Origin of the sequence: Caballeronia sp. INML1 (assembly GCF_023631085.1) — a bacterium.
GTDB lineage: Bacteria > Pseudomonadota > Gammaproteobacteria > Burkholderiales > Burkholderiaceae > Caballeronia > Caballeronia turbans.
This window is the reverse complement of record NZ_JALQDT010000003.1, coordinates 1-25,686: the sequence shown is the minus strand read 5'-3', so window position 1 is coordinate 25,686 and position 25,686 is coordinate 1. Positions and strand designations below refer to the sequence as shown.

Annotated in this window: 28 protein-coding genes and 1 pseudogene; 8 read left to right on the top strand and 21 right to left on the bottom strand. The window is 65.2% G+C overall.

Annotated features, from left to right (window positions below):
- Positions 1-26: 26 nt before the first annotated feature.
- The 4 genes from NCR38_RS00945 to NCR38_RS00930 all read right to left on the bottom strand — a co-directional run bounded on the left by NCR38_RS00945 (position 27) and on the right by NCR38_RS00930 (position 3,917).
- Positions 27-1,316 carry a dicarboxylate/amino acid:cation symporter gene (locus tag NCR38_RS00945; RefSeq protein WP_061116842.1) on the bottom strand — a complete coding sequence of 430 codons (1,290 nt, stop codon included), beginning with the start codon at positions 1,314-1,316 and terminating at the stop codon, positions 27-29.
- 426 nt (positions 1,317-1,742) lie between these two features.
- The gene (lipA, locus tag NCR38_RS00940) at positions 1,743-2,729 is read right to left on the bottom strand and encodes a lipoyl synthase (RefSeq protein WP_061116841.1); all 987 of its coding nucleotides are present in this window, start codon (positions 2,727-2,729) and stop codon (positions 1,743-1,745) included.
- Positions 2,726-3,508, bottom strand: a complete 783-nt coding sequence (lipB, locus tag NCR38_RS00935; RefSeq protein WP_250476199.1) for a lipoyl(octanoyl) transferase LipB — start codon at positions 3,506-3,508, stop codon at positions 2,726-2,728. The genes lipA and lipB overlap by 4 nt, the downstream gene beginning before the upstream one ends.
- An 82-nt stretch (positions 3,509-3,590) precedes the next feature.
- The gene (locus tag NCR38_RS00930; protein ID WP_061116839.1) at positions 3,591-3,917 is read right to left on the bottom strand and encodes a DUF2917 domain-containing protein; all 327 of its coding nucleotides are present in this window, start codon (positions 3,915-3,917) and stop codon (positions 3,591-3,593) included.
- A 123-nt stretch (positions 3,918-4,040) separates the two neighbouring features.
- Here NCR38_RS00930 and NCR38_RS00925 point away from each other — a divergent pair, with 123 nt between their 5' ends.
- Positions 4,041-4,994 (top strand): transcriptional regulator GcvA, encoded by a 954-nt coding sequence (locus NCR38_RS00925; RefSeq protein WP_061116838.1) that lies wholly within the window; start codon positions 4,041-4,043, stop codon positions 4,992-4,994.
- On the opposite strand, the gene NCR38_RS00920 is transcribed toward NCR38_RS00925, so the two are convergent.
- From NCR38_RS00920 to NCR38_RS00910, 3 genes are read right to left on the bottom strand one after another with little or no spacing between them, the layout of a single operon-like run.
- Positions 4,978-5,286: a DUF493 family protein gene (locus tag NCR38_RS00920; protein ID WP_061116837.1), complete on the bottom strand. Its 309-nt coding sequence runs from the start codon at positions 5,284-5,286 to the stop codon at positions 4,978-4,980. The genes NCR38_RS00925 and NCR38_RS00920 overlap by 17 nt on opposite strands.
- A gap of 11 nt (positions 5,287-5,297) precedes the next feature.
- A complete protein-coding gene (locus NCR38_RS00915; protein WP_250476198.1) occupies positions 5,298-6,221 on the bottom strand; it encodes a D-amino acid aminotransferase in 924 nt (307 codons plus the stop codon).
- 49 nt (positions 6,222-6,270) lie between these two features.
- A complete protein-coding gene (locus tag NCR38_RS00910) occupies positions 6,271-7,485 on the bottom strand; it encodes a D-alanyl-D-alanine carboxypeptidase family protein (RefSeq protein ID WP_061116944.1) in 1,215 nt (404 codons plus the stop codon).
- Between the two features lie 193 nt (positions 7,486-7,678).
- On the opposite strand from NCR38_RS00910, the gene NCR38_RS00905 reads away from it, so the two are divergent.
- Positions 7,679-7,930: a hypothetical protein gene (locus tag NCR38_RS00905; protein ID WP_143756291.1), complete on the top strand. Its 252-nt coding sequence runs from the start codon at positions 7,679-7,681 to the stop codon at positions 7,928-7,930.
- On the opposite strand, the gene NCR38_RS00900 is transcribed toward NCR38_RS00905, so the two are convergent.
- From NCR38_RS00900 to NCR38_RS00870, 7 genes are all read right to left on the bottom strand, one after another.
- A complete protein-coding gene (locus NCR38_RS00900) occupies positions 7,899-8,525 on the bottom strand; it encodes an alpha/beta hydrolase (RefSeq protein WP_061116835.1) in 627 nt (208 codons plus the stop codon). The two genes, NCR38_RS00905 and NCR38_RS00900, sit on opposite strands and share 32 nt — an antisense overlap.
- Positions 8,522-8,851, bottom strand: a complete 330-nt coding sequence (locus NCR38_RS00895) for a ferredoxin (RefSeq protein WP_061116834.1) — start codon at positions 8,849-8,851, stop codon at positions 8,522-8,524. Before NCR38_RS00895 ends, NCR38_RS00900 begins: the two co-directional genes overlap by 4 nt.
- A gap of 71 nt (positions 8,852-8,922) precedes the next feature.
- Positions 8,923-10,095, bottom strand: coding sequence for a VanZ family protein (locus tag NCR38_RS00890; protein ID WP_250476197.1), 1,173 nt, complete (start codon positions 10,093-10,095; stop codon positions 8,923-8,925).
- A 49-nt stretch (positions 10,096-10,144) separates the two neighbouring features.
- Entirely contained in the window at positions 10,145-10,771 is a 627-nt protein-coding gene (locus NCR38_RS00885) for an ABC-type transport auxiliary lipoprotein family protein (protein WP_061116832.1), read from the bottom strand.
- Positions 10,772-10,784: 13 nt separating this feature from the next.
- Complete coding sequence (locus tag NCR38_RS00880; RefSeq protein WP_061116831.1) at positions 10,785-11,744, bottom strand: MlaD family protein; 960 nt, start codon at positions 11,742-11,744, stop codon at positions 10,785-10,787.
- Between the two features lie 48 nt (positions 11,745-11,792).
- The gene (locus NCR38_RS00875) at positions 11,793-12,671 is read right to left on the bottom strand and encodes an ABC transporter ATP-binding protein (RefSeq protein ID WP_061116830.1); all 879 of its coding nucleotides are present in this window, start codon (positions 12,669-12,671) and stop codon (positions 11,793-11,795) included.
- A 5-nt stretch (positions 12,672-12,676) separates the two neighbouring features.
- A complete protein-coding gene (locus tag NCR38_RS00870) occupies positions 12,677-13,804 on the bottom strand; it encodes an ABC transporter permease (protein ID WP_061116829.1) in 1,128 nt (375 codons plus the stop codon).
- A gap of 230 nt (positions 13,805-14,034) precedes the next feature.
- On the opposite strand from NCR38_RS00870, the gene NCR38_RS00865 reads away from it, so the two are divergent.
- Genes NCR38_RS00865 through NCR38_RS00855 form a run of 3 tightly spaced genes read left to right on the top strand, consistent with a single transcriptional unit; the run spans position 14,035 to position 16,000 of the window.
- Complete coding sequence (locus NCR38_RS00865) at positions 14,035-14,922, top strand: biotin--[acetyl-CoA-carboxylase] ligase (RefSeq protein ID WP_061116828.1); 888 nt, start codon at positions 14,035-14,037, stop codon at positions 14,920-14,922.
- Positions 14,919-15,728 carry a type III pantothenate kinase gene (locus tag NCR38_RS00860; RefSeq protein WP_250476196.1) on the top strand — a complete coding sequence of 270 codons (810 nt, stop codon included), beginning with the start codon at positions 14,919-14,921 and terminating at the stop codon, positions 15,726-15,728. The genes NCR38_RS00865 and NCR38_RS00860 overlap by 4 nt, the downstream gene beginning before the upstream one ends.
- 32 nt (positions 15,729-15,760) lie before the next feature.
- On the top strand, positions 15,761-16,000 hold the full coding sequence (locus tag NCR38_RS00855) for a hypothetical protein (protein WP_061116826.1): 240 nt from the start codon (positions 15,761-15,763) through the stop codon (positions 15,998-16,000).
- Between the two features lie 15 nt (positions 16,001-16,015).
- Here the strand turns inward: NCR38_RS00855 and rfaE2 are convergent, their stop codons facing one another.
- From rfaE2 to NCR38_RS00820, 7 genes are all read right to left on the bottom strand, one after another.
- Positions 16,016-16,498 (bottom strand): D-glycero-beta-D-manno-heptose 1-phosphate adenylyltransferase, encoded by a 483-nt coding sequence (rfaE2, locus tag NCR38_RS00850; protein WP_250476195.1) that lies wholly within the window; start codon positions 16,496-16,498, stop codon positions 16,016-16,018.
- Positions 16,499-16,643: 145 nt separating this feature from the next.
- Positions 16,644-17,519, bottom strand: a complete 876-nt coding sequence (locus tag NCR38_RS00845; RefSeq protein ID WP_061116825.1) for an acyl-ACP desaturase — start codon at positions 17,517-17,519, stop codon at positions 16,644-16,646.
- A gap of 382 nt (positions 17,520-17,901) precedes the next feature.
- The gene (locus NCR38_RS00840; RefSeq protein ID WP_061116824.1) at positions 17,902-18,906 is read right to left on the bottom strand and encodes a MerR family transcriptional regulator; all 1,005 of its coding nucleotides are present in this window, start codon (positions 18,904-18,906) and stop codon (positions 17,902-17,904) included.
- 258 nt (positions 18,907-19,164) lie between these two features.
- A complete protein-coding gene (locus NCR38_RS00835; RefSeq protein WP_061116823.1) occupies positions 19,165-19,929 on the bottom strand; it encodes a PhaM family polyhydroxyalkanoate granule multifunctional regulatory protein in 765 nt (254 codons plus the stop codon).
- Positions 19,930-19,969: 40 nt separating this feature from the next.
- Positions 19,970-20,797: an enoyl-CoA hydratase/isomerase family protein gene (locus NCR38_RS00830; protein WP_061116822.1), complete on the bottom strand. Its 828-nt coding sequence runs from the start codon at positions 20,795-20,797 to the stop codon at positions 19,970-19,972.
- A gap of 19 nt (positions 20,798-20,816) precedes the next feature.
- On the bottom strand, positions 20,817-21,986 hold the full coding sequence (locus tag NCR38_RS00825) for an ABC transporter substrate-binding protein (protein WP_250476194.1): 1,170 nt from the start codon (positions 21,984-21,986) through the stop codon (positions 20,817-20,819).
- Between the two features lie 109 nt (positions 21,987-22,095).
- Positions 22,096-23,082 (bottom strand): fumarylacetoacetate hydrolase family protein, encoded by a 987-nt coding sequence (locus NCR38_RS00820; RefSeq protein ID WP_250476193.1) that lies wholly within the window; start codon positions 23,080-23,082, stop codon positions 22,096-22,098.
- Between the two features lie 83 nt (positions 23,083-23,165).
- Between NCR38_RS00820 and NCR38_RS00815 the strand changes: the two genes are divergently transcribed.
- The 3 genes and pseudogenes from NCR38_RS00815 to NCR38_RS00805 all read left to right on the top strand — a co-directional run.
- Complete coding sequence (locus NCR38_RS00815; RefSeq protein WP_409241413.1) at positions 23,166-23,984, top strand: IclR family transcriptional regulator; 819 nt, start codon at positions 23,166-23,168, stop codon at positions 23,982-23,984.
- 93 nt (positions 23,985-24,077) lie between these two features.
- Positions 24,078-25,301 (top strand): DUF3108 domain-containing protein, encoded by a 1,224-nt coding sequence (locus NCR38_RS00810; RefSeq protein WP_250476191.1) that lies wholly within the window; start codon positions 24,078-24,080, stop codon positions 25,299-25,301.
- A gap of 94 nt (positions 25,302-25,395) precedes the next feature.
- Positions 25,396-25,686, top strand: a pseudogene (locus tag NCR38_RS00805) (hypothetical protein); the annotation flags it as partial.

Below are 25,686 nucleotides of genomic sequence, written 5' to 3'. Positions count from 1 at the left end.
TGTCCGGAAGGGGTCGCCGGCGCTGCTTAGACGGACTTCACTTCTTCCGTATCGGTCACGTCGACCTCGCGTGACAACGCCGCCTTCAGCTTGCTGCGGTCGAGTTCCTTCTCCCACGCCGACACGACGACCGTCGCCACGCCGTTACCGACGATGTTCGTCAGCGCGCGGCATTCCGACATGAAGCGGTCGATGCCGAGGATCAGCACCATGCCCGCGAGCGGAATGGTCGGCACGACGGCCAGCGTCGCCGCCAGCGTGATGAAGCCCGCGCCGGTCACGCCGCTCGCGCCCTTCGATGTGAGCATCGTCACCGCGAGCAGCGTCAGTTGCTGGCCCCACGAGAGGTCGGTGTTGGTTGCCTGGGCGATGAACAGCACAGCCATCGTCATGTAGATGTTCGTGCCGTCGAGGTTGAACGAATAGCCGGTCGGCACGACGAGACCCACGACCGAGCGCGAGCAGCCGAGCTTTTCGAGCTTGAGCATCAGTTGCGGGAGCGCCGCTTCCGACGACGACGTGCCGAGCACGATCAGCATTTCTTCCTTGATGTACGCGATGAACTTCAGGATGTTGAAGCCGACCATGCGCGCGATGGCGCCAAGCACGACGACGACGAAGATGAACGACGTCAGATAGAAGGTGCCGACGAGCTTGAGCATCGGCAGCAGCGAACCGATGCCGTACTTGCCGATGGTGAACGCCATCGCGCCGAACGCACCGATCGGCGCGAGCTTCGTGATGATGCCGACCATGCCGAACAGGATGCTCGACAACCCCTCGATGAAACTCGTCACGACCTTGCCTCGCTCGCCGATATGCGCGAGCACCGAGCCGAACAGCAGCGCGATCAGCAGGATCTGGAGGATTTCGCCCTGCGCGAACGCCGACACCAGCGTGTCCGGGATGATGTGCATGAAGAAGTCGACCGTGCTCTGGCCGTGCGCCTTCGTCGCGAAGGAATCGACAGCCTTGTGATCGAGCGTGGCCGGATCGACGTTGAAGCCGACGCCGGGCTTCAGGATGTGCGTCGCGGCGAGGCCGAGGATCAGCGCGAACGTGGACACGACTTCGAAGTACAGGAGCGCCTTGCCGCCGACGCGCCCGACCTTCTTCATGTCTTCCATGCCGGCAATGCCGGTCACGACAGTACAGAAGATGATCGGCCCGATCACCATCTTGATGAGCTTGATGAACCCGTCGCCGAGCGGCTTCATGTCGGTGGCGAGATTCGGTTGGAAGTGCCCGAGCGCGATGCCGATGATGATGGCGACGATCACCTGCACGTACAGGACTTTATAGATAGGTTTTTTCACGATGTTTCCAGGCAAGGACTAGCAATTGGCGGAAGTACGGCCAGCGGCGAGCTTGAACCTGCGGAAGCTTTCCCGGTGCGCGGATGAAACTGTGGGATGCGCACGCCGAAACGCGCCGCGTAGCGATAGCCGCTTCGTCGACGGATTCAGGGGCGTTTGGGTGCGAGAGGGGTCATCGGTTGTCTCCTTGACTTTTATGGGCGGCTCATCGGCCGTGCACTCTATATCGCAAGGGCGATGCCAGTTCTACTTGTTTTTAAACCTTTGATTTATCTAGATCTTTTTTATGAAGCGATCATGCGGAATCTGTGTTTCTGGAAATCCGGAATAGGGACGTCCGGCGATCCGGACGGCTGCGGTTTCGGTTCAACCATGAAAAAACCCACGGTCGCCCGTGGGTTTCTCTTTTCGGTCAGCCAGAAGCGCTCAGACCACGCCCGCCCCGTGCGCCTGCAAATCCGCGTGATAGCTCGACCGCACCATCGCGCCGACAGCCGCGTGCGTGAAGCCCATCTTGTACGCCTCTTCCTCGTACATCTTGAACGTATCCGGATGGACGTAAGCCCGCACCGGCAGGTGGTGCTCCGACGGCTGCAAGTATTGGCCGATCGTCAGCATGTCCACGTCGTGCGCGCGCAGATCGCGCATCACCTGGAGAATTTCTTCTTCCGTTTCGCCCAGGCCGACCATCAGGCCCGATTTCGTCGCGACTTCCGGATGCAGCGCCTTGAAGTCCTTGAGGAGCTTCAACGAATGGTGATAATCCGAACCCGGACGCGCTTCCTTGTAGAGACGCGGCACCGTTTCGAGGTTGTGGTTCATCACGTCGGGCGGCGCGGCGGTAAGGATGCCGATCGCACGATCCAGACGGCCGCGGAAGTCCGGCGTCAAAATCTCGATGCGCGTCTCCGGCGAATGCTCGCGGACCTGTTTGATGCACTCGACGAAGTGCGCCGCGCCGCCGTCGCGCAGATCATCGCGATCGACGGACGTGATCACCACGTACTTCAGCTTCAACGCGCCGATGGTGCGCGCGAGATTCAGCGGCTCGTCCGCATCGAGCGGATCGGGGCGGCCGTGACCGACGTCGCAGAACGGGCAGCGGCGCGTGCACTTGTCGCCCATGATCATGAACGTCGCGGTGCCTTTGCCGAAGCATTCGCCGATGTTCGGGCAGCTCGCTTCCTCGCACACCGTATGCAGGTTGTGCTCGCGCAGGATGTGCTTGATCTCGTTGAAGCGTGAGTTCCCCGTCGCCGTGCGCACGCGGATCCAGTCCGGCTTCTTCAGCTTCTCGATGGGGATGACCTTGATCGGAATACGCGACGTCTTCGCTTGGGCCTTTTGCTTGGCAGTGGCGTCGTAGGCGGGAGCAGCGGTATCGCCGGCCAGGTTTGCGGTTGCGTCAGTCATTCGGTCGATCCGGTTGTTGCGGCGGTAGTTGCGGGGAGGCCGCCGATTTGAAGTGCCAGCCGAACGGCCAGCACGAGAGCTACGTCGCGCCAGTCGGCGACGACGCCGAGCGTCGCCATGTCGACCGTTTCGAGCCCCGCGTAGCCACACGGGTTGATTGCGAGGAACGGCTGCAAGTTCATGCTCACATTGAGGCTCACGCCGTGATAACTGCAGCCGTTGCGAATCTTGAGTCCGAGCGCGGCGATCTTCGCGCCTTCATGACGTTCATGCGAACGAACGTTCGCATTATGTTCGACCTGCCGCGCCGATGGCCGCGTGACATAGATGCCGGGCGCGCCGGCCTTGCGGTCGGTCGCGAGATTATACGTCGCGAGGGTTTCGATCACGGCCTCTTCGATGCGCCGCACCAGCTCGCGCACCATGAGTTTGCGGCGACGCAAATCGATCAGCAGATAAGCGACGATCTGTCCCGGCCCGTGATAGGTAATCTGTCCGCCGCGATCCACCTTGAGAAGCGGAATACCGCTTTCGGCGAGCAGAAGATGCGCCGGATCGCCCGCGAGACCGAGCGTGAAAACCGGCGGATGCTCGACGAGCCAGATTTCGTCCGGTGTGTCGGGCGTGCGGGCGTCGGTGAAGGCCCGCATGGCGTCGAAGCTCTGGCTGTACGGCTCGAGGCCGCGCCAGCGCAACGCAACCGGAAACTCACCGGAACTGAGCACGGTGTCGGGCGCGTCGTGAATTTCTTGTGGGACTGCGAGCGGTGTGGCGGACATGGTGCCGGTAGTTTACCGAAATAGGCCCATGCCCGCCGATGGTGAATTCGCATGCCTTCGATGGCAAATTCGAATAGTTGGCTCAGACGGTGCGCCATCCGGCGCGAAGACGTTGGGCAAGACGCTCGATGCGCGTCGAAAGCCAGTGCATCGCACGCTCGTCGCAGCGCGGCAGGATCGTGAAGACGACGTGCGCCGGACGGTCGCCTTCGACGGAAAGCCAGAGCCGCTCGCGTTCGCGCAGCTTGAGGTGGTCGCCGGGGACGAGCCAGTAGTCTTCGATGTCGTTGCTGCGCGTCGCCCAGACGGCGGTGCCGTGGACCGTCAGACGCGAGCCTCGCGCGATGCGCATCGGCACGGTTTCGCCGGGCTTGATTTCGAAGGTGACGCTTGTTGATATTTCTCGCATGATCCACTCCGCCAGAGGAACGTTTCGATGACTACAATCCTAGGCGTGGCAAGGCATCAGACAAAACGATCAATTTTCACCGCTATGTGAGCTGTATTGACAACGACCACGCCAACGATCCACATGGACCTCCGACAGCTTCCCGCCCTGAACGCGTTGCGTGCCTTCGAGGCCGCCGCCCGTCACGAGAGCTTCTCCCGCGCCGCCGACGAGCTTTTCGTCACGCACGGCGCGGTCAGTCATCAGATCCGCGCGCTGGAGGCCGAACTGGGCGTGTCGCTCTTCGCGCGCGACGGCAAGCGCGTGCGTCTCACCGACCGGGGCAGGCAATACGCCGCGGAGGTGCGCGCGGCCTTGGTCGCATTGGCCGAATCCACGCGCCGCATCCGCTCGGGCGATCGCGACCGGCGGCTGATCGTGTCGATGCTGTCGTCGTTTTCGGCGCGGTGGCTGACGCCGCGCGTCGGCCGGTTTATCGAGAAACATCCGGAAGTCGATCTCGAATTGCTGTCGACGAACGCGCTCACCGACTTCAACCGCGACGATGTGGATGTCGCCATCCGTTTCGGCTACGGCAAGTACGCGGGTCTGCACGCGGAGGAGTTGCTGGACGAGGTGTTCTTTCCCGCGTGCTCGCCGAATTTTCGCGGCGGCGCGTTGCCGCGCGTGCCCGGCGATCTGGCGGCCACGCCGCTCTTGCGGTCGGATGAGGAATTGTGGCGCCCGTGGTTCGACGCGGCCGGCCTCACGGATCTTCCGGAGCCGAAGCGCGGCGTGCTGTATGAAGATTCGTCGAATCTGCTGCAGGCGGCCATCGACGGACAAGGCGTCGCACTCGTGCGGCGATCGCTCGCGATGCAGGAGATCATCGCGGGACGGCTCGTGCGCCTCTTCAACATAGACGGCCCGAGTCCGTGGAAGTACTACTTCGTGTGTCCGACGGCGCTCCTTCAGACGAAGCGCGTGCAGGCGTTCAGGGAATGGGTGTTCGAGGAAGCCGAGCAGTTCAGGCTGCTCTACGAGCGCACGCCGGCGGTGTGCGACGCGCCGGCGAGTAAGCTCAAAGCACTACCTTGACCATCGGATGGCCGGTGAGCGCGCGATAGATGTCGTCGAGATGCGGACGATTCTGCGCACGCACGGTGCAGGTGAGACCGGTGTAATTACCGCCGGACGACGGACGGGCCTCGACACGCGAGGCGTCGAAATCCTGGTCGAACTCCTTGAGCAGGCTGACGATCGTGTCGTGGAATTCCGGATGCGTCTTGCCCATTACCTTGATCGGGAAGTCGCAGGGAAAGTCGAACAGTTCGTCGGCGCTGTGCGCGGCGGAATCTGTTGGATCGGTGGATTGTGGCTTGTCAGACATGGCGTTCTCCTTTACTTCGCGCCTGGCTTGGCTCGCGCGGCCTCGTGCGCGAACTCGCGCGCCTTGGCCCGCTGGTAGGCGTCGTACAGCGCAGCATAGATTGGACCGGGACGGCCGTCGCCGACGCTTTTTCCATCGAGCGTCGTGATCGGCATGACTTCCTTCGTCGCGGAGCTGATCATGACTTCGTCGGCCGAACGCAATTCGGCTTCCGTGATGTCGCGCTCCTCGAATGGAATGCCCGCCTCGCTCGCCAGCTCCTCGATGAGCCCGTAGCGGATGCCTTCCAGGATGCGCGGTCCGCGCGGCGCGCCGAGCAGCGTGCCGCGCTTCACGACCCACACATTCGAGGACGAACCTTCGGTCAGCAAGCCATCGCGCAACTGGATGGTTTCGAGCGCGTCGTTTTCCGCGGCGTGCTGCGCCATCAGCACATTGCCGAGCAGCGACACCGACTTGATGTCGCAATGCAGCCAGCGCTTGTCCTCGGCGGTCACGGCCACCGCGCCGCGTGCGCGATCCGCCACGCTCGGAAAAACGAGCTGGCCGAGCATGACGAACACGGTCGGCGTGAGGCCGGCCGGAAATGCATGCCCGCGCCGCTTCGCGACGCCGCGCGTGACCTGAATGTAGACGAGCGCGTCGCCGTTGCCGGCGTTTTCGCTGATCGCGCGATCGATCAACGCACGCCAGCCGGCATCGTCGAACGGATTGTCGATACGGATCTTGCCGAGACTGCGATTCAGCCGCGCGAGATGCTGTTTGAGCCGGAACGGCAGGCGCGTGCCATCGGCTTGCCCGTAGAGCGGCACGACTTCATACACGCCGTCGCCGAAGATGAACCCGCGGTCGAGCACGGGAATGCGCGCTTCGGAAAGCGGCCCCCACTCACCGTTCAGATAAACCGTCGGATCGAAAACTTCGGCTTGGCTCATCGGGACCGCTCCTTTCTCAAAACTGCCGCTCAAACTTCGCTGACTTCGATTATTTGCGCTTCTGCCACCAGAGCAGCGCCGAATCCCACAGGCGGCCGAAGATGCCCGCTTCCGGCACGTCCTGCAGCGCCACGAGCGGGAACTGCGCGACCTCCTTGCCGTCCGCCATCATCTTGACGGTTCCGATCTGCTGGCCTTTCTTGATAGGCGCGACGATCAGATCGTTGTGCGTGACGGTCGGCTTGACCTTCTCGCCCAAACCCTTCGGCACGGTGATGTACTGATCCGTCGTGACGCCCGCCTGCACGTTGTCCGCGGCGCCCTTGTACACGCGCGGCGATTCGATCACCTGATTCGCCTTGTACAGACGCAGTGCGTCGTACGCGGTGTAGCCGTAGTTCAGCATCTTCAGGCTGTCCTGCACGCGGTTGTGCTCTTTGGGCTCGCCCATCACCACGGCGACGAGACGGCGGCTCGCATCGGGCACGCCGACGAGCGAGCGCTTCGCGGTCGCGATCAGGCAATAGCCCGCGGCCTTCGTGTGGCCGGTCTTGAGGCCATCGACGGTCGGATCGAGCCACAGCAGGCGGTTACGGTTCGGCTGCTTGATCTTGTTGTACGTGAATTCCTTCACCGAGAAGATGCTGTAGTACTCGGGGAAGTCGCGCACGAGGCGCGTGGACAGCACGGCGAGATCGCCGGCGGTCGTGTAGTGCTGCGGATCGGGCATGCCGTTCACATCGGCGAAGTTCGTGTGAGTCATGCCGATGCGCTTCGCTGCCGCGTTCATCAACTGCACGAAGTTGCTTTCGCTGCCGCCGACGAGTTCGGCCAGCGCGATGGCCGCATCGTTGCCCGACTGCACGATCATGCCGTAGACGAGATCGTGCACGGTGACCGGCTTGTTCGCCTCGATGAACATGCGCGACTCGTCCGTGCGCACGCGGCGCACGGCCTCGCTCGGCATGACGGTCTGATCCATGTTGATCTTCTTCGCCTTCAGCGCGTCGAAGACGAGATACGCGGTCATCAGCTTCGTGAGCGATGCGGGCTCGACGCGCTCATCGGGATTGCCCGACGCGAGCACCTGATTGCTGGTGGCATCGACGAGCACCCACGAGCGCGCGGTCACGTCGGGCGGCGGCACTTGCGCGAAGGCGCTCGCGGCGGCCAGCACGGCCGGCAGCACGAGTGCGGCTTTGATGGCGCGATGTTGAACGATGGAAACAGAAGGGAGAGACAGGCCGGCAGGGACAAAGCGCATAGGATCGATCGGCGGAAAAAGCAGGCTGCGACGAGGACGATCGGGGATCGGATGATCGGCGAAGCACGGGTTGAACAGGCTGACCGTCGCTGTCGGTCGGGCTGATCGCCAGGACAGCGGCACGGGGCGCCGCGGCGAAAAGCGCTCGTTCGACAGACGGACGCGAAAACGGTTCTCGGAAGCCGGAGTTTCGATGACCGCGACAAGTTCGTCGGAGCATCGCACGGCCGGAAACAGCGAAAAAATTCTGCGCCATTATACGCGTGGCCCGCTTCCGTTTTCCTTTGAATCTGCCCTTCTGCCGCGCGTTTTAACGTTTTTCAGGCTGCGCTTAGCCGCTTTTACCGATCAGGAAACGATGCGCGCGCACAGCCCTTCAGAAGCCTTGCGCCGCTCGCGGGTCGAGCGCGTGCTCAGCGCCACGCGTCGACGATCACGCGCTTGAGAATATGCAGCTTGCGGTGAAAGAAATGCTCGCCGCCCGGAATCACGACGACCGGCAGTTCCTGCGGCCGCGCCCAGTCGTAGACGGATTGAATCGGCACGGTGTCATCGACTTCGCCGTGGATCACGAGGGTGGTGTCCGGCACTGGCGCGACCTCCCAGCGGCTCGCGGCCGTGCCGACGAACACCATCCGCTCGATTTGCTTGCCCGCTTCGAGCATGCGCTTCGCGACATGCGACAGCACGAAGGTGCCGAATGAAAAGCCCGCGAGCACGATCGGCACGTCGGCCTGCCCGGGTTGCGCGCGCATGTGGTCGATCAGCGCGAGCAGATCGTCCTGCTCGCCGATGCCGTTGTCATGCTCGCCGCCCGTCGCGCCGACGCCGCGAAAATTCGAGCGATACGTCGTGTAGCCGAGCTGAACGAAAGTGCGCGCGAGCGTCTGCGCGACCTTGTTGTCCATCGTGCCGCCGAAGAGCGGATGCGGATGCGCGACGAGCGCGATGCCGCGCGGCGCTGAATCGGTACGGTCGAGCGCGCATTCGATCTTGCCGACCGGCCCGTCGATCAGAAATTTTTCGGTTTGCGCGTTCATGCCGGTTGATCGATGAGAAGACGTTCGACGATTTTTCCGTTGGCCAGATGCGACTCCACGATTTCGTCGATATCGGTTTCATCGACATACGTGTACCACGTGCCTTGCGGATACACGACCACGACCGGCCCGAGCTCGCAGCGGTCCAGACACCCGGCCTTGTTGATGCGCACTTTGCCTTCGCCCGCGAGGCCGAGTTGCTTCACGCGTTTTTTCGCGTGCTCCTGCATGGCCTGTGCGTTGCAGTTCGCGCAACTGGGGCGCGGCGCATCGGCGTCGCGCTGATTCAGGCAAAAGAACACGTGATACTTGTAGAAGGAATCCATGAGCGGGGTGCGATGAGAGTGTCGGTCGATTATAGCGAGCGATGTTCGTGCCCGCCGCGACACGCCGGGCGTCACGCCGGGCGGCTCGCCTTGCGCGCGCGACGCCGCGCGAGCCACGCGCGCTCGGCCGCGGACGCGAGCCAGCCGAGCGCCGCATACGGCCAGACCCACGCGAGCCAGTGCGCGAGCCCGTTGAAATGCAGGTAGCGTCCCTGCCGCCAGTCGGCGAGCACGATGTCGAAATACGGATTCACCGGCAGCAGATTGACGAGCGCGAGCGAGGCGACGAGCGCGGCGCCCGCGAGCGCCGCGCGCAGTCCGCGCGGCAGCGACACCGACAGCACGCCCGCCGTCACCGCGATGGCAATGCCTTCGAGCGCGCCGTCCGTCGCCCAGTCGAAGGTCAGGCCCGCGCGCGATTGCAGGAAAGTCGCGCCCGCTTTCGCGAAGAGCGTCATCGCGACGAGGCTGAGCATCAGCCGGATGCGCGGCGCGCGCTTGCGCGTGAGCAGCGTCGCGAGCACGAGCGCCGCAAAGAGGCTCGTCGACGTGATCAGCGCTTCCCAGGCGTCGTCCGGGAGCAGCGCGCCCAACCGGTCGGGCCAGCTTTCGATGTCCCATGGCGCAGGCGTCCACGCGAGGATCGCGTCTTGCATCGACGGGTCGAGCTCGTCCCATAGCACGCGCGGCAGGTCGCCGCCGCCGAAGAGATACGGCGCGGGGAACATCGCCGCGAACGGCCACAGCGCCGACAGCCCGATGACATACGCCGCGTCGCGCTCGTACCACGTGAAGCGGATGCGCCGCAGCAGGCCGCGGTCGAGCAGCGCACTCGTCGCGGGCGCGATGAGCACGCCGCCGACGAGCGCGCCGAACGCATTGGCGGCGAGATCGAGATTCGAGGCGACGCGCGTCGGCAAATACGTCTGAATGGCTTCCATCGTGCCGGACAGCAACGCGCCGCCGGCGAGCGCCGCGCCCACCGCGAGCGTGCCGCGAAAGCGCGGATAGAGCGCGAGCACGATCAGCGAGCCGAGCGGCATGTAGCCGAGCACGTTCGTGATGACATCGAAGGCGGTCAGATACTGCGGCAGCGGATCGGCGAGATACGCGAACGGACTCAGGCCCAGCGAGCGCCAGCCCGAGAACGGATAGAGCGAACCGTAGACCACGAGCGCCGCGTATGCGGCGAGCGCCTGCCGGGAAAACGCCGACGGGCGGCGCTGCCATTGCTTGATCGTCATGAGCCGCCCGGACGCCTCCGCGCTGGGCGGATGGTGAAACAACAGAAGGTCATCGCGAAGCGGAAAGGGGTTGTGCGGCGAGCCACGCGGAAAGCTGCGCGATTACATCGTCCGATGCGGCCGCGAGCGCCCGCGCGCCGCCGGATGCATCGGCGCTCGGCGCAGGCGCGCTCGCGGCGAAACTACGCTGTCCGACCACGCGGCCTTGCTGCGTCAGCGTCGCGCGCACGGACACGAGGCCATGGCTTTGCTCGGGCGCGTCGAAGACCTGTTCGAAGCTCGTCAGCTCGACTTCGAGCAGCGGCACGGCGCGCACCGGATCGGCGCCCGACAGGATCGGGCCGCGCGCCGCGAGCGCGTTGCGCAGACGCTGCGTGAGGAGCTGCGCGGGCGGCATCGTCCAGTGGCTGTCCGAATAGCTGCCCGTGCGCTGGGCGTCTACGTAGCTCAGGCGATACGCGAACGCATCGGTTTCCAGGCTGCGCGGCGCGGCCACCGCGAGCACCTTCACCGGCGGCGTCGGCAAGGCGTTGGCCGTCGCGCCGGCCGCAGGCGGCGCGCCGAGGTCGTAATGCGCGTTCGGCATCGCGGTGGACGTCGATCCACAGCCCGCGAGCAAGGTGACGCAAGCGAGCGCGAACGCCGCGACTGCTCCTTTCATGTCGATGTCTGCCATGTGTTTTTCTCGATCAATGCGCCGCTTTCGCGGGCCACGTGAAGCCCGGCTCGCCCGGTCCCGGCTCCTTTTGCGGCGCGCCGAAGAGCACGCTGCGCGGATTGGTGCTGAACGCGTCGGCGGCGCGATCGACCGAACGCGCGGCCGCGCTCACGTCGTCGCTGAACGAATAGAAGCGCGGCAACGCCTCGAAGCCGACGCGCGCCGTCACGAAGCGCAGCGACTCGTTCATGTCCGCTAGCGCGGCGCTCGCGTCCTCGGCGGCCTTGCCCGCCTTGTTCAGATTGATGACGAACGGGCCATCCGGACGATTCAGGTTCTGCACGAGCTGGTTGGTCGAGGCGAGCGTGGTGTTGATCTGCTTCAGCGTCTGCGGCAACTGCGCCGTGACCGGCTGCACCTGCCCCGCAAGCGTCGCGATGCTGTCCGCCGCGCCCTGCAGGCTCTTCGTCGTGGCCATGAGCTGATTGCGCACGTCGTCGGAGAGGAACTTGTCGGCGTCTTCGGACAGGCGCTCGAACTTCTTCAGGATCACGTCGCCGCGCTGCTGCAACTGTTCGAAAAGACCCGGTCGCATCGGCACTTCGGCGACGTGCTGCGGCGACGAAGCAAGCGGACTCGGATCATTGCCGGTGTCGTCGAGCTGCACGAACGCGATGCCGGTCACGCCCTGAAAGCCGAGCGTCGCGAAGGTCGAATGCGTCATCGGCGCGTTCTTGTCGACGAGAATGCGGATTCGGATCTGCCCCGGATGCGCCTTGTCGAAGCGGATCGACTCCACCTTGCCGACGCCCAGACCGCGATAACGCACGGACGCGTCCGTGAAAAGGCCGGTCACGTTGGTGCGCGCGATCAGGTCGTAGGGCACGCGCACGGTGCGATCCACGTTGAAGAAAAACACGGCGAAAGCGATGGCCAGCACGAGGGCGATCGTGAAGAGCCCGGTCCAGAACGCGTGTGATTTGTTTTCCATCGGCAGATTCCTTTGACTTCGCGGCGGCGTCGGTGGAGCGTCGTTCGGCTATTTGTTGACGGCGATCGGCGCGTCCTCGAGCGCGGCCGGCGGCAGTTTCGCGCGACGCTCGGGCGGCAGCGCCTGCAGCGCGCGACGCCCGCGCCGCCCGAGAAAATACTCGCGAATGAACGGATGATCCACCGCGCACGCCTCCTCCACCGGCGCCGCGACGAGCACGCGCCGGTCCGCGAGCACGGCGACGCGCGTCGAGAGCGCGACCATCGTATCGAGATCGTGCGTGACCATGACGACGGTCAGCCCGAGCGCGCGATGCAGCGTGGCGATCAGATCGACGAACTCGTCGGATGCCTTCGGGTCGAGGCCGGCGGTCGGTTCGTCGAGAAAGAGCAGCTCGGGTTCGAGCGCGATCGCCCGCGCGATGCCCACGCGCTTCACCATCCCGCCCGACAGCGCCGACGGCATCTTGCTCGCATGCTTGCACGACAGCCCGACCATCTCGAGCTTCAGCATCACGAATTCGCGGATCAGATCCTCGGGAATCTTGCCGAGCTCGCGAAACGGCTGGGCGATGTTGTCGTATACAGTCAGCGACGAGAACAGCGCGCCTTGCTGGAACATCATGCCGGAGCGCGTGCGCAGCATTTTCGCCGTTTCTTCGTCCATGCGCGCCCATTCCTCGCCGAGCACGCGAATGGTGCCCGATGTCGGCGATTCCAGCCCGAGAATCTGCCGCACGAGGGTCGTCTTGCCCGAGCCCGATCCGCCCAGGAGCGCAACGATCTCGCCACGCCGCACATCCAGATTCAGATGCTCGTGGATCACCGTGCGCCCGTAGCGCTTGGTGACATCGCGCACCTCGATCACCGGCTCCGCGATGACGGGCGGCGGCTGATGGCGAACGGCGGTGGCGAGCGTGGTCGACATGGCGGTCAGAGTCCGACGTGCTGAAACAGGATCGCGAACACGGCGTCCGCGAGAATGACGATGGTGATCGACGTCACGACGGACGTCGTCGTGCCTTCGCCGAGACTCTGCGAATTCGCCTTGATGCGGAAGCCGAAATGACACGCGGCGAGCGCGATCAGCATGCCGAACACGACGCCCTTGCCGAGCCCGATCCACAGATTGGCGATCGGCACCACCGACGGCAGCGAGCGGATGAAGAAGTTCATGTCGATGGACAGCACGAGCTTCGCCGCGAGCGCGCCGCCCGTCAACGCAATGATGTTGGTCCACATGACGAGCAGCGGCATCGCGACGCCGAGCGCGACCACGCGCGGCAGCACGAGCCGCAGGCCGTGGGGAATGCCCATGACCTGCATCGCGTCGAGTTCCTCCGTGACGCGCATGACGCCGATCTGCGCGGTGATCGCCGAACCCGAGCGCCCGGCGACGAGAATCGCGGAGAGCACCGGTCCGAGCTCGCGGATCACCGACAGCCCGAGAATATTCACGATGTACTGATTTGCGCCGAACGCCTGCAACTGCTGCGCGGACAGATAGCTCAGCACGATGCCGATCAGAAACGCGACGAGCGCGGTGATCGCGAGCGCCTGTGCGCCGGCGCTGTAGATGTTCGCCGAGATTTCCGTCCACGGAATGCGCTGCGGACGCCGGACGAGCCCGGCGAGATCGAGCATGAAGCCGCCGAACATTGCGAGACCGTCGTAGAGGTGATCGAAGAAACCGAAGATCAGCTGGCCGAGGCGCGTGACGGGATCGACGCGATCGACGGGCTCGGGTTCCTCGCGCTCTGCATCGAGCAGCGCGACGCGCTCGAAGATTTCGCGCTGGGTATCCGACAGTGCGACGGTCGCAGGCATCCTGCGGCCCCAGACACGCCACAGCGCCTGACCGCCGACGTGATCGAGCCGCTCGACGGACAACAGATCCCACTGGCTGATCGCCTCACGCCCGATGGCGCGCAGCCGCCGCGTGACGCCGCTCTTCGCGCGGTCGCGGGCGAGCGCGAGCGCGGTCCACTGGCCCGAGAGCCGGACCACCTTGCCGTGCTGGCCGGCTTCCACTCTTAGGCGCGGCGGCGTGTCGAAGTCCAAGGATCGATGGCGCGGTGAGACGCGGTTGAAAGGGAGAGGACATTGTAGCGAAGTGTGCCATCGAGGCGCGGCGATGGTGGCGCGCATGGCGAACGGACAAATTCGCGGGCGGTCCCGCGCAGCAGGCGCCCGGACCCGGCGCCGCACGTTACGAGGCGAGGTTCGGGCGCGCGGAGCGGACGCCGCCGCAGCAGGCGAAAAACGCCCATCGCGCCGCTACAATATCCGCCATGAACTCAACTCCCTTCGCCCCCGACGCGCCCTGGCGCATCGACCGCACCCGGCTCGCGACGCTCGCCGAACGGCCCGCCCGCGACTGGACCATCGACATCGTCGACGAAACGGGCTCGACGAACGCCGACCTGATGGAGCGCTTGCGCGCGTCGCGTCGCGGCAGCACGCCCGCGCCGATAGCTCGCGTCGCGTATTCGCAGACCGCCGGACGCGGACGGCGCGGCCGCGCGTGGCTCGCCGAACCGGGCAATGCGCTGTTGATGTCGGTCGGCTGCGTGCTGAAGCGGCCGATCGAAGGGCTGTCGGGGCTGAGTCTCGCCATCGGCGTCGCGGTGCTCGATGCGCTTGCGCATCTGCCGCTTTCGCCTTCCGCACGGCCCGCGCTGAAATGGCCGAACGACGTCCTGCTCGACGACGGGAAGCTCGCCGGCATCCTGATCGAAACCGCGTGGAACACGCCGGACGCGACGGCGGTCGTGATCGGCATCGGCTTGAACCTGCATGGCGCGGAACAGCTCGCCGCCCAGGTCGACGATGCGAATCGCAAGGCCTCGCAGTCCGCGCCCGGCACCGCGCCCGCCACGCTCGCGCGCGCATGGCCCGACGCCAATCTCACCGACACCCTCGCCGCGCTCCTCAACGCGCTCGACGCGGCGCTGCCGCGTTTCGAAGCCGAAGGCTTCAGGCCGTTTCGCCAGCGCTGGCTCGACGCGCACGCGTGGGCCGGGCGCGAGGTCGTGCTGATCGATCAAGGCATGGAAGTGACGCGCGGGATCGCATCGGGCGTCGACGAGAGCGGCCAGTTGCTGATCGACGCGCCCGAGGGCCCGCGCACCGTCACGACCGGCGAACTCACGCTGCGCCTCGCGAGGGAGCGTCCGTGAGCGAAGCGCCGTATCTGCTCATCGACGCGGGCAACAGCCGCATCAAGTGGTCGCTCGTCGATGAAACCGGCGCGTCGCTGACGACCGGCGCCTTCGAGCACGCGCATCATTCGACCGTCGCCGATGACGCCGCGCTCGGCGAATGGTCCGAGTTGCCGACGCCGGCGAGCGCATGGATTTCGAACGTCGCGGGCATGCCGGTGCAGAACCGCATGCAACGTTTGATCGACGCGCGCTGGCCGACGCTGCCGCGCACCGTCGTGCGCGCGCGCGCCGAGCAGTGCGGCGTGATCAACAGTTACGCCGACCCGACGCGTCTCGGCAGCGATCGCTGGGCCGGCATGATCGCCGCGCGCGCCGCGTATCCCGGCGAGCATCTGCTCGTCGCGACCTTCGGCACCGCGACGACGCTCGAAGCATTACGCGCCGACGGCGTCTTCACGGGCGGCCTGATCGCGCCCGGCTGGTCGCTGATGATGGAATCGCTCGGCAGCCACACCGCGCAATTGCCGACGCTCGACGCCGCATCGGCGCGCGAGGCGCTGAATCAGACGCGCAGTCTCTTCGCCACCGATACCGCCGCCGCGCTTTCGGCCGGCTGCCTGCTCGCGCAGGCGGCGCTCATCGAGCGCGCGTGGCATGACCTGAAAGCGGACTGGCAAGCTGACGTCCGGTTGGTGCTCGGCGGCGGCGCCGCAAATGAAATCGCGGGCGCGCTCGACGTGCCGCATACGCGCCACGATTCCCTCGTGCTGTCCGGGCTCGCGCTCATTGCGCGCGACGCGACGGCGCGGCATTCATCCTGATTAACTGATTTGACTGACGGACGGAGCAAAGAATGCTGCGCTGGCTGATCGCCCTTCTGATTCTCGCCAACTTGCTGATGTTCGCGGTCATGCGCGGCATGTTCGGCCCGCTTCCCGCCGCGGGCGCGCGCGAGCCGCATCATCTGTTGCAGCAGGTCCATCCCGAAGCGCTCGCGACGCGCCCGCTCGGGCCCGAGGAAGCGTTCGATCAGCCGCGTGTCGGCGGACCGGCGCCTGCCGCCAACGTGCAGGCCGCGCCGCTCGGGCAATGAAATCGCGAGCGCGAATCAGGACTGCGCGCGGACCTTTTTGAGCAGCGCGGTCGTCGATCGATCGTGCTCGAACGCGATGGCGAGCGCCTTGCCGCCCCAGCCGCGCACGAGCGCCGATTCCGCCAGCTTGTCCATGTCGTAGTCGCCGCCTTTCACGAGCACGTCCGGGCGCAAGGCGCCGATGAGTTCCAGCGGCGTCGATTCTTCGAACTTTACGACCCAGTCGACGCTCTCCAGCGCCGCGAGCAGCGCCATGCGATCGTCCTCGCGATTGATCGGGCGATCGTCGCCCTTGCCGAGCGTGCGCACGGAGGCATCGCTGTTCACGCCGACAATGAGCGTCGCGCCGAGCGCTTTCGCGTCGGCGAGATAGGTCACGTGACCGCGATGAAGAATGTCGAAGACCCCATTGGTGAAGACGACGGGACCGGTAAGGGCCGGACGGCGCGCGGCGAGCGCTTCGCGCGTGGTGATCTTGCGTTCGAAAATGGCGGGCATGGCGGCGCGGGTTGCGATGTGCTGAAAGCGCGCATTGTGCCACGGCGCTTTGCACGCAATTCGAATCGATGCGGACACACATGCAAACGGCCCGCCGGTTCTACCCGGCGGGCCGTCTCGTCTTCAAGGCGTGGAGGCCTGACGCTCAGGCCGGTTGCTCGGCCGCCCCGCCCGACGCGGCTTGCAGACGCTGCGTCACTTCCTTGCGATAGCGATTCAGCTCCTGTGCGGTCGCAAACGAACGCTCGAACAGAATCGACAGGTTGTGCAAGATACGTTCGACGACCTTCTTCTCCCAGCTGTCGTCGAAGCGGATCTGGTCGTCGAGCCAGCGCTCGAGCCATTCCGGGTCGGGCAGGCGCGACTGCACGGTATCGCGCGGGAAGAGCGCCTGATTCACATGCAGATTGGTCGGATGCAGCGGCTTTTCCGTGCGGCGCGCGGAGGCCATCAGCACGCCGATCTTCGCGAACGCGGCGCGCGCGGTGTCGCCCGCATTCGCGAGCGCCTTTTTCATGTAGCGCAGATACGCACCGCCGTGGCGGGCTTCATCGCGCGAAATGGTTTCGTAGATGTGCTTGATGACCGGTTCCGTGTGCCATTCGGCCGCGCGGCGATACCAGTGGTTCAGACGGATTTCACCGCAGAAATGCAGCATCAAGGTTTCAAGCGGCGGCGCCGGGTCGAATTCGAAGCGCACCGCGTGCAGTTCCTCTTCGGTCGGCACCATGTCGGGCTTGAAGCGCCGCAGATACTCCATCAGTACCAGCGAGTGCTTCTGTTCCTCGAAGAACCACACGCTCATGAAAGCGGAGAAGTCGCTGTCATCGTGGTTGTCACGCAGGAACATTTCCGTTGCGGGGAGAGCGGACCATTCAGTGATCGCGTTCATCTTGATCGTCCTGGCCTGCTCGTCGGTGAGCAGGGACGCATCGAATTTGTCCCAAGGAATGTCCTTCTCCATATCCCAGCGGACGGATTCCAGCGATTTATAAAGTTCCGGATAAAGCATGGTGTTCATTGTCCACCCCTGATGCCACTTATGCGACGTTATATCTGTATTGACTTTGGCTGAGTTGCGCGAAAAGCTTGCACGCAAGCAGCCAAGCTTTCAATTTTACGCGGGATTCGGTCGGCCAAAGCCGAAAAGCGACAACGAGCGCGCAAATTTGGCGCTGCGGGACGCTCGCGCCCTGCGAAACACTGCACTTCCCCGTGCAGATGTTGCTGTTGTGCGTCTTGTTCTACCGTGGGTGAGGAGCGAAACCTGTGCCTGGGGTATCTTCAAGTGGCGCGATCCTGCCGCCGAAACCGTGCGGGCCGGCCAGTATGACGTGCTCACATGACAGCGACGCGCATGCCACGCGAACTCCGCGCTTAAAGCTCGCCGCGGCGAGCGTTTTTCATCTTAGCACGGTCGATTCACGCCATTGCGCGACAGTTTCATCGATCGGGGTCAACCCTGCGACGTGTTGCACGCCATCGTCGAGCTTGCGACGCAGCGCCGGGCTGCTTCCGCCGACCCAGATGCGCACATGCGGCGGAAGCAGGTTGCGCAGGTCGGTGAGGCCGTTCGCGATGGACTGCGCCGGCAGCACCGCGGTAAACGACAGCGCAACGATATCGACGTCATGCGCCGCTACTGCATTGACGATATCGTGCAACGGCGTCTGCAGGCCGAGCTGGACACAATCGCACTCGGAGAGCGTGAACATCGCTTCGGCCATCAGGATGCCGAGGCCGTGGCCCTCGCCGGAGAGCGTCGTGAGCAGTACGCGCGGACGGCCGCCGCGCCCGCGCACGGCGTCGGAGAGCGGACGCAACAGCGTGCGCATCGCCGACTGGATCGCTTCGCTGAACAGATGCTCGTGATAGACCTGCAAGGTGCCCGCCGCCCACGCATTGCCGATCCGCGCCGACAACGGCGCCGCGACATCCAGCACGAAACGCTCGAGCCCGTCGCGCGTCGCGCGTTTGAGAAGCACGAAGCGGAACTCGTCGTAAGCGCTCGTACGCAACAGCGCGATCAGATGATCCAGCTCGGCGTCCGGCGCGTCCTGCCCGACGCCCGAACTCTCGGCCAGCTGCTGCAATAAATCGATGGATTGCCCGAGCACCTTGCTCGGCCGGTGCCCCGCGTCGAGCAGGCGCTTCACGAGCCGCAGCTTCGTCACCTGCTCCTGCGGATAGAGCCGCTCGCCGCCGGGCGACCGCATCGGCTGCGGAAAGCCGTAACGGCGCTCCCAGACACGCAGCGTGTCCTTCGTCAGACCAATCTCCTGAGCGATTGCGCCAATGCCGATTCCCGTGACGCCCGTCGCCGCAGTGCGCGGCGGGTCGGGTTCCGGCGCGTCGGCGCCATCGGAAACCGGCTCTGAATCGAAGTCTTGTTCTGATGAGTTCGTCATGGACAAATCGTTTCGAAACCACACGTCGCGTTCGATGCAGATTACGTGCCCGGTATTAAAGGTGGACAAGTCCTATCGACGTCGATGTTTCATCATAGACAAAATCGAGACGCTCGTCGGGGCTGAAATACATTTCGGCACGTAGACGAAGCAATGGCGCGAGACGCGGTTCGATGCAACGTTGCGCATCGAAGGAACTGGCGGCGCATTGCGCGCCGCCGGCATGGGATCAGAACGGGAGCGCCAGTAGACGCGAACTCAGACGGGCTTCTTGCGCGGCGCAGCCTTGCGAGCGGGCGCTTTTTTCGCGGCGGCCTCGGATTTATCCGCGTCGCCGTGCGCCGGCTGCCCGGCGTCGGTCTCGTCTGCGGCGGGCTGCTCGCCCGATTCGCCCGTCGGGTTCAGCGGGCCAGTCATGCCCGGCTGCAGCATGGCGAGATGCGCCAGTTGATTGAACTGTGATTGCAGCACGTTCCACCAGCCGGCAGGGTCGAAGCCGGGCGGCGGTGCGGACGCGTCGCCCGCCGCCGTCTCGCCTTGCGCCGATGTTCCGCTCGCCGGCGCTTCGCGCACGGGCTCCTGTTTCGGCGCGTCCGCTTTGGCCGCGCCGCTCATCGGCCAGCCTGCGGTCGCGGCCTTCGCATTCTCGGTGGCCGCGCTTTGCGCACCCTCGACAGACGACTGCGCAAACGCCCCGAACGCGCGCAGCGTCGCGAGCGTCGCGCGCTGCACTTCGAGCGCCTGAATCGCCGATTGCAGCATATTGAGATTAAGCTTCAGCCAGTGCTCGACGGCGCGCATGTCCGTCACGCGCTTGTCGAGTTCTTCGATGTTCGTGAGCGGCGCGAGCATGTCGGACATCATCGAGAGGGAAGGACCCACGCCCTGCCCGCCGCCCGGCATCGCGGCGGCGAACGGATTCAGGCGCATCAGTTCCCACATCTTGCCCATCATGTCGGCCTGGCCGAATCCGGGAAAACCGGGAATCGTGTAGGGCGGCGTGCCGCCAGTGTTATCGGTCATTCGACTCTCCTTGTTTTCGTGCGTGTGAGATTCGCGTAGCTCAGAACGGCGCGCCGCCCGGAAAGTCCGGCGCGCGCCGCTCGCGCAGCGAGCGCATGCCTTCGTGGACGTCCGGCCCCGCGAAACCCATGAATTCGAGCGCGAGCGACGCATCGAAGGTCGGCCCCGCCGAGCGCAGCCAGTTGTTCAGCGCGTACTTGGTCCAGCGGATCGCGGTTTGCGAGCCTTGTGCAAGACGATTCGCCACCTCGATCGCCTTCGGCATCAGTTCGTTCTCGTCGACGGCGAGCGACACCAGACCGATGCGCTCCGCTTCCTCGCCGCTCACCGGCTCGCATAGCAGCAGATAGTACTTGGCCTTCGCCATGCCGCACAGCAGCGGCCAGACGATCGCCGCGTGATCGCCCGCTGCGACGCCGAGGCGCGTGTGCCCGTCGATGATGCGCGCCGACTTCGTCGCGATCGAGATATCCGCGAGCAGGCCCGCGACCAGTCCCGCGCCGACCGCGGGGCCATGCATCGCGGAGACGATCGGCTTGCCGCAGTTGATCACGTTATAGACGAGATCGCGCGCCTCGCGCCATACGCGCGCGCGCACATCGAAGTCGTTCGCCATCTCCTCGACGAGCCCGAGATCGCCGCCCGCCGAAAAGCCCTTGCCTTCGCCGCGGATCAGCGCGACGCGTGTTTCGGGATCGCGATCGATGTCGCGCCAGATATCCGCCAGCTCACGATGCATGTTGGCGTCGGCGGTAGACAGGCCGCTCTTGTTCGCGCCCGCGCCGGGCATCACCACTTCGAGCACGCCGTGCGGACGGCGGCGCAACTCCAGCGACTTGTAGCTCGCGTAGAAGGAGAGATCGCTCATGGTTCTGTTCAATCGAGAGTTAGCGCGGCTGATAGATCCACTTGCCGTCGCGGATCTCGACCATCACGCGCGCGCGCTGATCGAGGCCGATGTGATCGTTGGGCGTCATGTTGACCTGCCCGTTGGTATCGGAGAAATTCTTCGTGCCTTCGAGCGCATCGCGCAACGCGCCACGGAATGCCGGCGTGCCCGGCGCGCCCGCCTTCAGGGCGATCGGCACCGCGCGATTGAGCAGCATGCCCGCGTCCCACGCATACGAGCCGAACGCCGATACCGTGCCCGCGCCCTGCTTCGCTTCGTACAGTTTGATGTATTCGAGCGCGAGGCGCTTGGCCGGATGATCGTCGGGCAACTGCGCGGCGACGAGCACCGGGCTCGCGGGCAGGAACGTGCCGTTGCAGTCCGCGCCGCACACGCGCAGGAAGTCGCGATTGCCCACGCCGTGATTGTGATAGACCTTGCCTTTGTAGCCGCGCTGCGCGAGGGTCTTCGGCGGCAACGCGGCGGGCGTGCCGGCCGCGCCGACGACCACCGCATCCGGCTTCGCCGCGAGAATCTTGAGGATTTGCCCGGTCACGCTCGGATCGGTGCGGTTGAAGCGCTCGTTCGCGACCACTTCGATCTTGTGCAATTGCGCGAACTTCGCGACTTCGGCGTAGAAGGTCTCGCCGAGCGCGTCCGCCTGTCCGATGTACGCGAGCGTCTTCACGCCGTGATTGCTCGCGTGTTCGGCGATCGCGGAGGCCATCATCGCGTCGGTTTGCGGTGTCTTGAACACCCAGCGGCGCTTGTCGTCGACAGGCTCGATGATCTTCGACGACGACGCGAGCGAGATCATCGGCGTCTGCCCTTGCGCGACGACATCGATCATCGCGAGCGAGTTCGGCGTGATCGACGAGCCGATGATCGCATCGACCTGATCCTCGCTGATGAGCTTCTTGGTCGACTGAACGGCTTGCGTGGTGTCGGAAGCATCGTCGAGCACGATGTAATCGACCGGCTTGCCGCCCATCTCTTTCGGCAGCAGCGCGACGGTGTCACGCGCGGGAATGCCGAGCGACGCGGCCGGCCCCGTGAGCGACAACACGAGGCCGATCTTCACGTGCTGCGCCGTTTGCGCGAATGCCGCTGTCGTTGCGGCGACCGTGAGCGCCGCGCCCGCCAGAAATTTCCACTTGCCTGCCGCCATCCGAGTCTCCTTTTTTTGATAGTTCTTCTGCCGCGCACATGCAGCCGGCAAAGTGTAAGGCGAGGCTTGCGCGCATCGCATCGGGCGAAACCCGTTGCGATGCGTGGATTCAGTGCCCGGGCGGGACGATCGCCTGATCGATCGCGCCGAAGATCGACTTGCCGCTTTCGTCGAACATCTCGATCTTCACGCTGTCGCCGAACTTCATAAAGTCCGTCTGCGGCGCGCCGTGCTCGATGGTTTCGAGACACCGCTTCTCGGCGATGCAGCAGTAGCCGCGCTTCGCGTCCTTGTTCGAGATCGTGCCCGAGCCGACGATCGAGCCCGCGCGCAGGTTGCGCGTCTTCGCCGCGTGCGCGATCAGTTGCCCGAAGTGGAACACCATGTCCGTGCCGCAATCCGGCTGGCCGACCTTTTTGCCGTTCCAGTGCACGATCATCGGCCGATGCACCCGCCCATCGCGCCACCCGTCGCCGAGCTCGTCGGGCGTCACGGCGACGGGCGAGAACGCGGTCGCGGGCTTGCTCTGGAAGAAGCCGAAGCCCTTCGCGAGTTCCGCGGGAATGAGATTGCGCAGCGACACGTCGTTCACGAGCATCAGCAGACGCACGCTGCGGAGCGCTTCGTCGGGCATCGCGGCCATGTGGACATCGGACGTGATGACGGCGACTTCCGCCTCGAAGTCGATGCCATACGATTCGGTCGCGCACACGATGTCGTCCGTCGGGCCGATGAAATCATCGCTGCCGCCCTGGTACATGAGCGGATCGGTCCAGAATTCGGGCGGCATTTCCGCGTTGCGCGCGCGGCGCACGAGCTCCACGTGATTCACGTACGCCGAGCCGTCCGCCCACTGGAACGCACGCGGCAGCGGCGCCATGCAGGCTTTCGGATCGAACTGAAACGTGTTGCGCGCGCGGCCGGCGTTCAGCGCCTCGTAGACGTCCATGAGTTGCGGCGCGTAGAAGGTCCAGTCGTCGAGCGCGCGTTGCAGCGTCGAAACGATTTCATCGGCGATGGCCGCCGTGCGCAGCTCGCGCGAGACGACGATCAGTTGGCCGTCGCGCGTGCCGTCCTTCAGCGTGGCAAGTTTCATAGAGCGGGAGTCGTTGACTTGAGATGACGTTAAGGGAAATCTATTTTACGATGGTGAATCCCCTGGCTGTGATTTCGCGCTTCATGCAATCGACCCAATCCGCTCTTCCCGACGACGAAGACCACCTCGACGCCACCGAGGAGAAAACGCGCTCCGGCATTCAATCGATCGAAGTCGGCTTCCGGCTGCTCGACGTGCTCACCAACGAGCCGCGCGCGATGATGCTGCGCGATCTCGCGCAGCGCGCGGGCATGAGCCCGGCGAAGGCGCATCGCTATCTCGTGAGTTTCCTGCGGCTTGGCGTGGCGTCGCAGGATCCGGTGTCGGGGCGCTACGAACTCGGCGGATTCGCGTTGCAGATGGGACTGGCGCGGCTCGCGCGCGTCGACGGCGTGAGGCTCGCGCGCATCGCGCTCGCGCAGATGCGCGACCGGCTCGATCAGACGGTCGGCATTGCCGTGTGGGGCAATCAGGGACCGACGGTCGTGCACTGGATGGAATCGAGTCATCCGGCGAAGGCGTCGCTCAAGCTCGGCGACGTGATGCCGCTGCTCTCGTCCGCGACCGGCCTGCTTTTCGCCGCCTATCTGCCGCGCAGCAAGACACAACCGATGCTCGACCGCGAACTCGCCGCCATGAAGCAGACGATGGCCGACGTCGAGCCGCTTCTCGCCGAGGTGCGCGAGCACGGCGCGGCGCGCGTCGAAGGCATGCTGCTGCCGACGATCCACGCGTTCTGCACGCCGGTCTTCGACTCGACCGGCGAGCTCGCGCTCGGGCTTATCGCGCTCGGTCACGAAGGCACCTTCGATACGCGTTGGGGCGGCGAAATCGATTCCGCCCTGCGAGAATGCGCGCGCGGCCTGTCGTACGAATTGGGATATAAAGCGGGCGAGCGCTGACCGCGCCCGTCGATGCGGTAAGGAACATCGCTTTCATTGCGCGTGTCTTACGCGTTTCGCCTGGCCCGCACTGCTCCCTTTCACGCCTCCACGATGTCACTGTTTCAATTCCGCCGTCCTCGCCCCGCGTCGGGCGAGCCGCCCCACGCTGTTTTCGATTCCGCCATTCCGCGCCGCTGTGGGCGCTGGGTGCTGGTCGTACTGATCGTCGCGGGCCTGCACTGGAGCGCGATGCGGTGGATCGAGCACAATCGGCAGCCGACGAATGTGCCGCCGGAGGCGCCGCCCGTACAGGTCGAATTGCTGACGCCCAAGCCGATTGCGCCGCCCGCGCCGCAGCCGCAGCCGCCCAAACCGGCCGATCGCGTGCCCACTCCGACGCCGCGCAAGCCAGCCGCCCCCGCGCCCACAGCGGCGCCCGCTCCCGCTCCGGTGTTGACCGCGGCGACGCCTCAGCCGGACGCGCCGGCGGCGGACGCAGGCGTGGCGGCGTCGGCGTCGGCGCCCGCGCAAGCGCAAGCACAGGCGCAAGCGCCATCGCCATCGCCCGCGGCGCAACCCGCCGCCGTCTCCGGCGACAAGCTCAGCGTTCCGCCCTCGGGCGAGTTGCGTTACGACACGCTCGTGAACGGCATGATGAACCAGACCGGCACGATCCACTGGATCAACGACGGCCAGCATTACGAAATGGTCGTGTCGATCCCGTTGCCTTTCGTCGGTCCATATGTGTATTCGAGCAAGGGTCATATCGACGGCTTCGGCATTGCGCCGGAACAGTATTCGGAACAGCGCGGCCGCCGCGCCGCCGACGTCGCCATCTTCAATCGCGAGGCGAAGCAGATCGTCTATACGAAGACGCCGCAGAGTCAGCCGCTCGCGGATGGCGCCCAGGACCGCTTCAGCGTCGTCATGCAGCTGGCGAGTCTCGTGCGCGGCGCGCCGGACACATACAAGCCGGGCGTCACGCGGCAATTCAGCGTCGCGGACAACGACAGCAACGAGATCTGGCCGATAGAAACCGTCGGCGATGAAACCGTGCAGGCGCGCGGCGGCTTTACGAGCGCCCGCCATTTCACGCGTCTGCCCCGCAAGGAAGGCGACCGCCGTAAGCTCGACATCTGGCTCGCGCCGTCGATCGGCTGGCTGCCCGTGCGGATTCTGCAAACCGAACCGAACGGAATGCAGATCGAGCTGCTCTGGGCCGGCAGCCTCAGCATGCCTTCGTCGGCAGGACAAGGTGTCACCTCGGGCACGCAAGATGCGTCTGAGGAAACCGCGCCCGCCCCGCCTGCGACGTCCCAGCCGGACAAACCGTAACGCGGCCGTCACACTGCGTGACACGGGTTCACGGCCGAAGCGCAGTGCTTTGCTTCGGTAACAGCATCGCAAACCGCACTCTTACGGAACCGATATGCAGCTGACGATCAATGGCATCGACACACGCTATGTTCTCGACAACGAAGGCGGCGGTCCCTGGCTCGTCTTCATCCATCAGCTTGCCGGCGACCTCTCCGTCTGGGATCAGATGGCCGGCTACTTCCGCAACGACTTTACTGTCCTGCGCTATGACTTGCGCGGCCACGGGGGGGCGGGCGGGGGGGGGGGGCCGGGGCCCCCCCCCCCCCCCCCCCCCCCCCAACCCCACACACCCCCCAACACCACCCCCGCCGCCCACCCGCCCCGCCGCCGCCCCCCCCCCCCC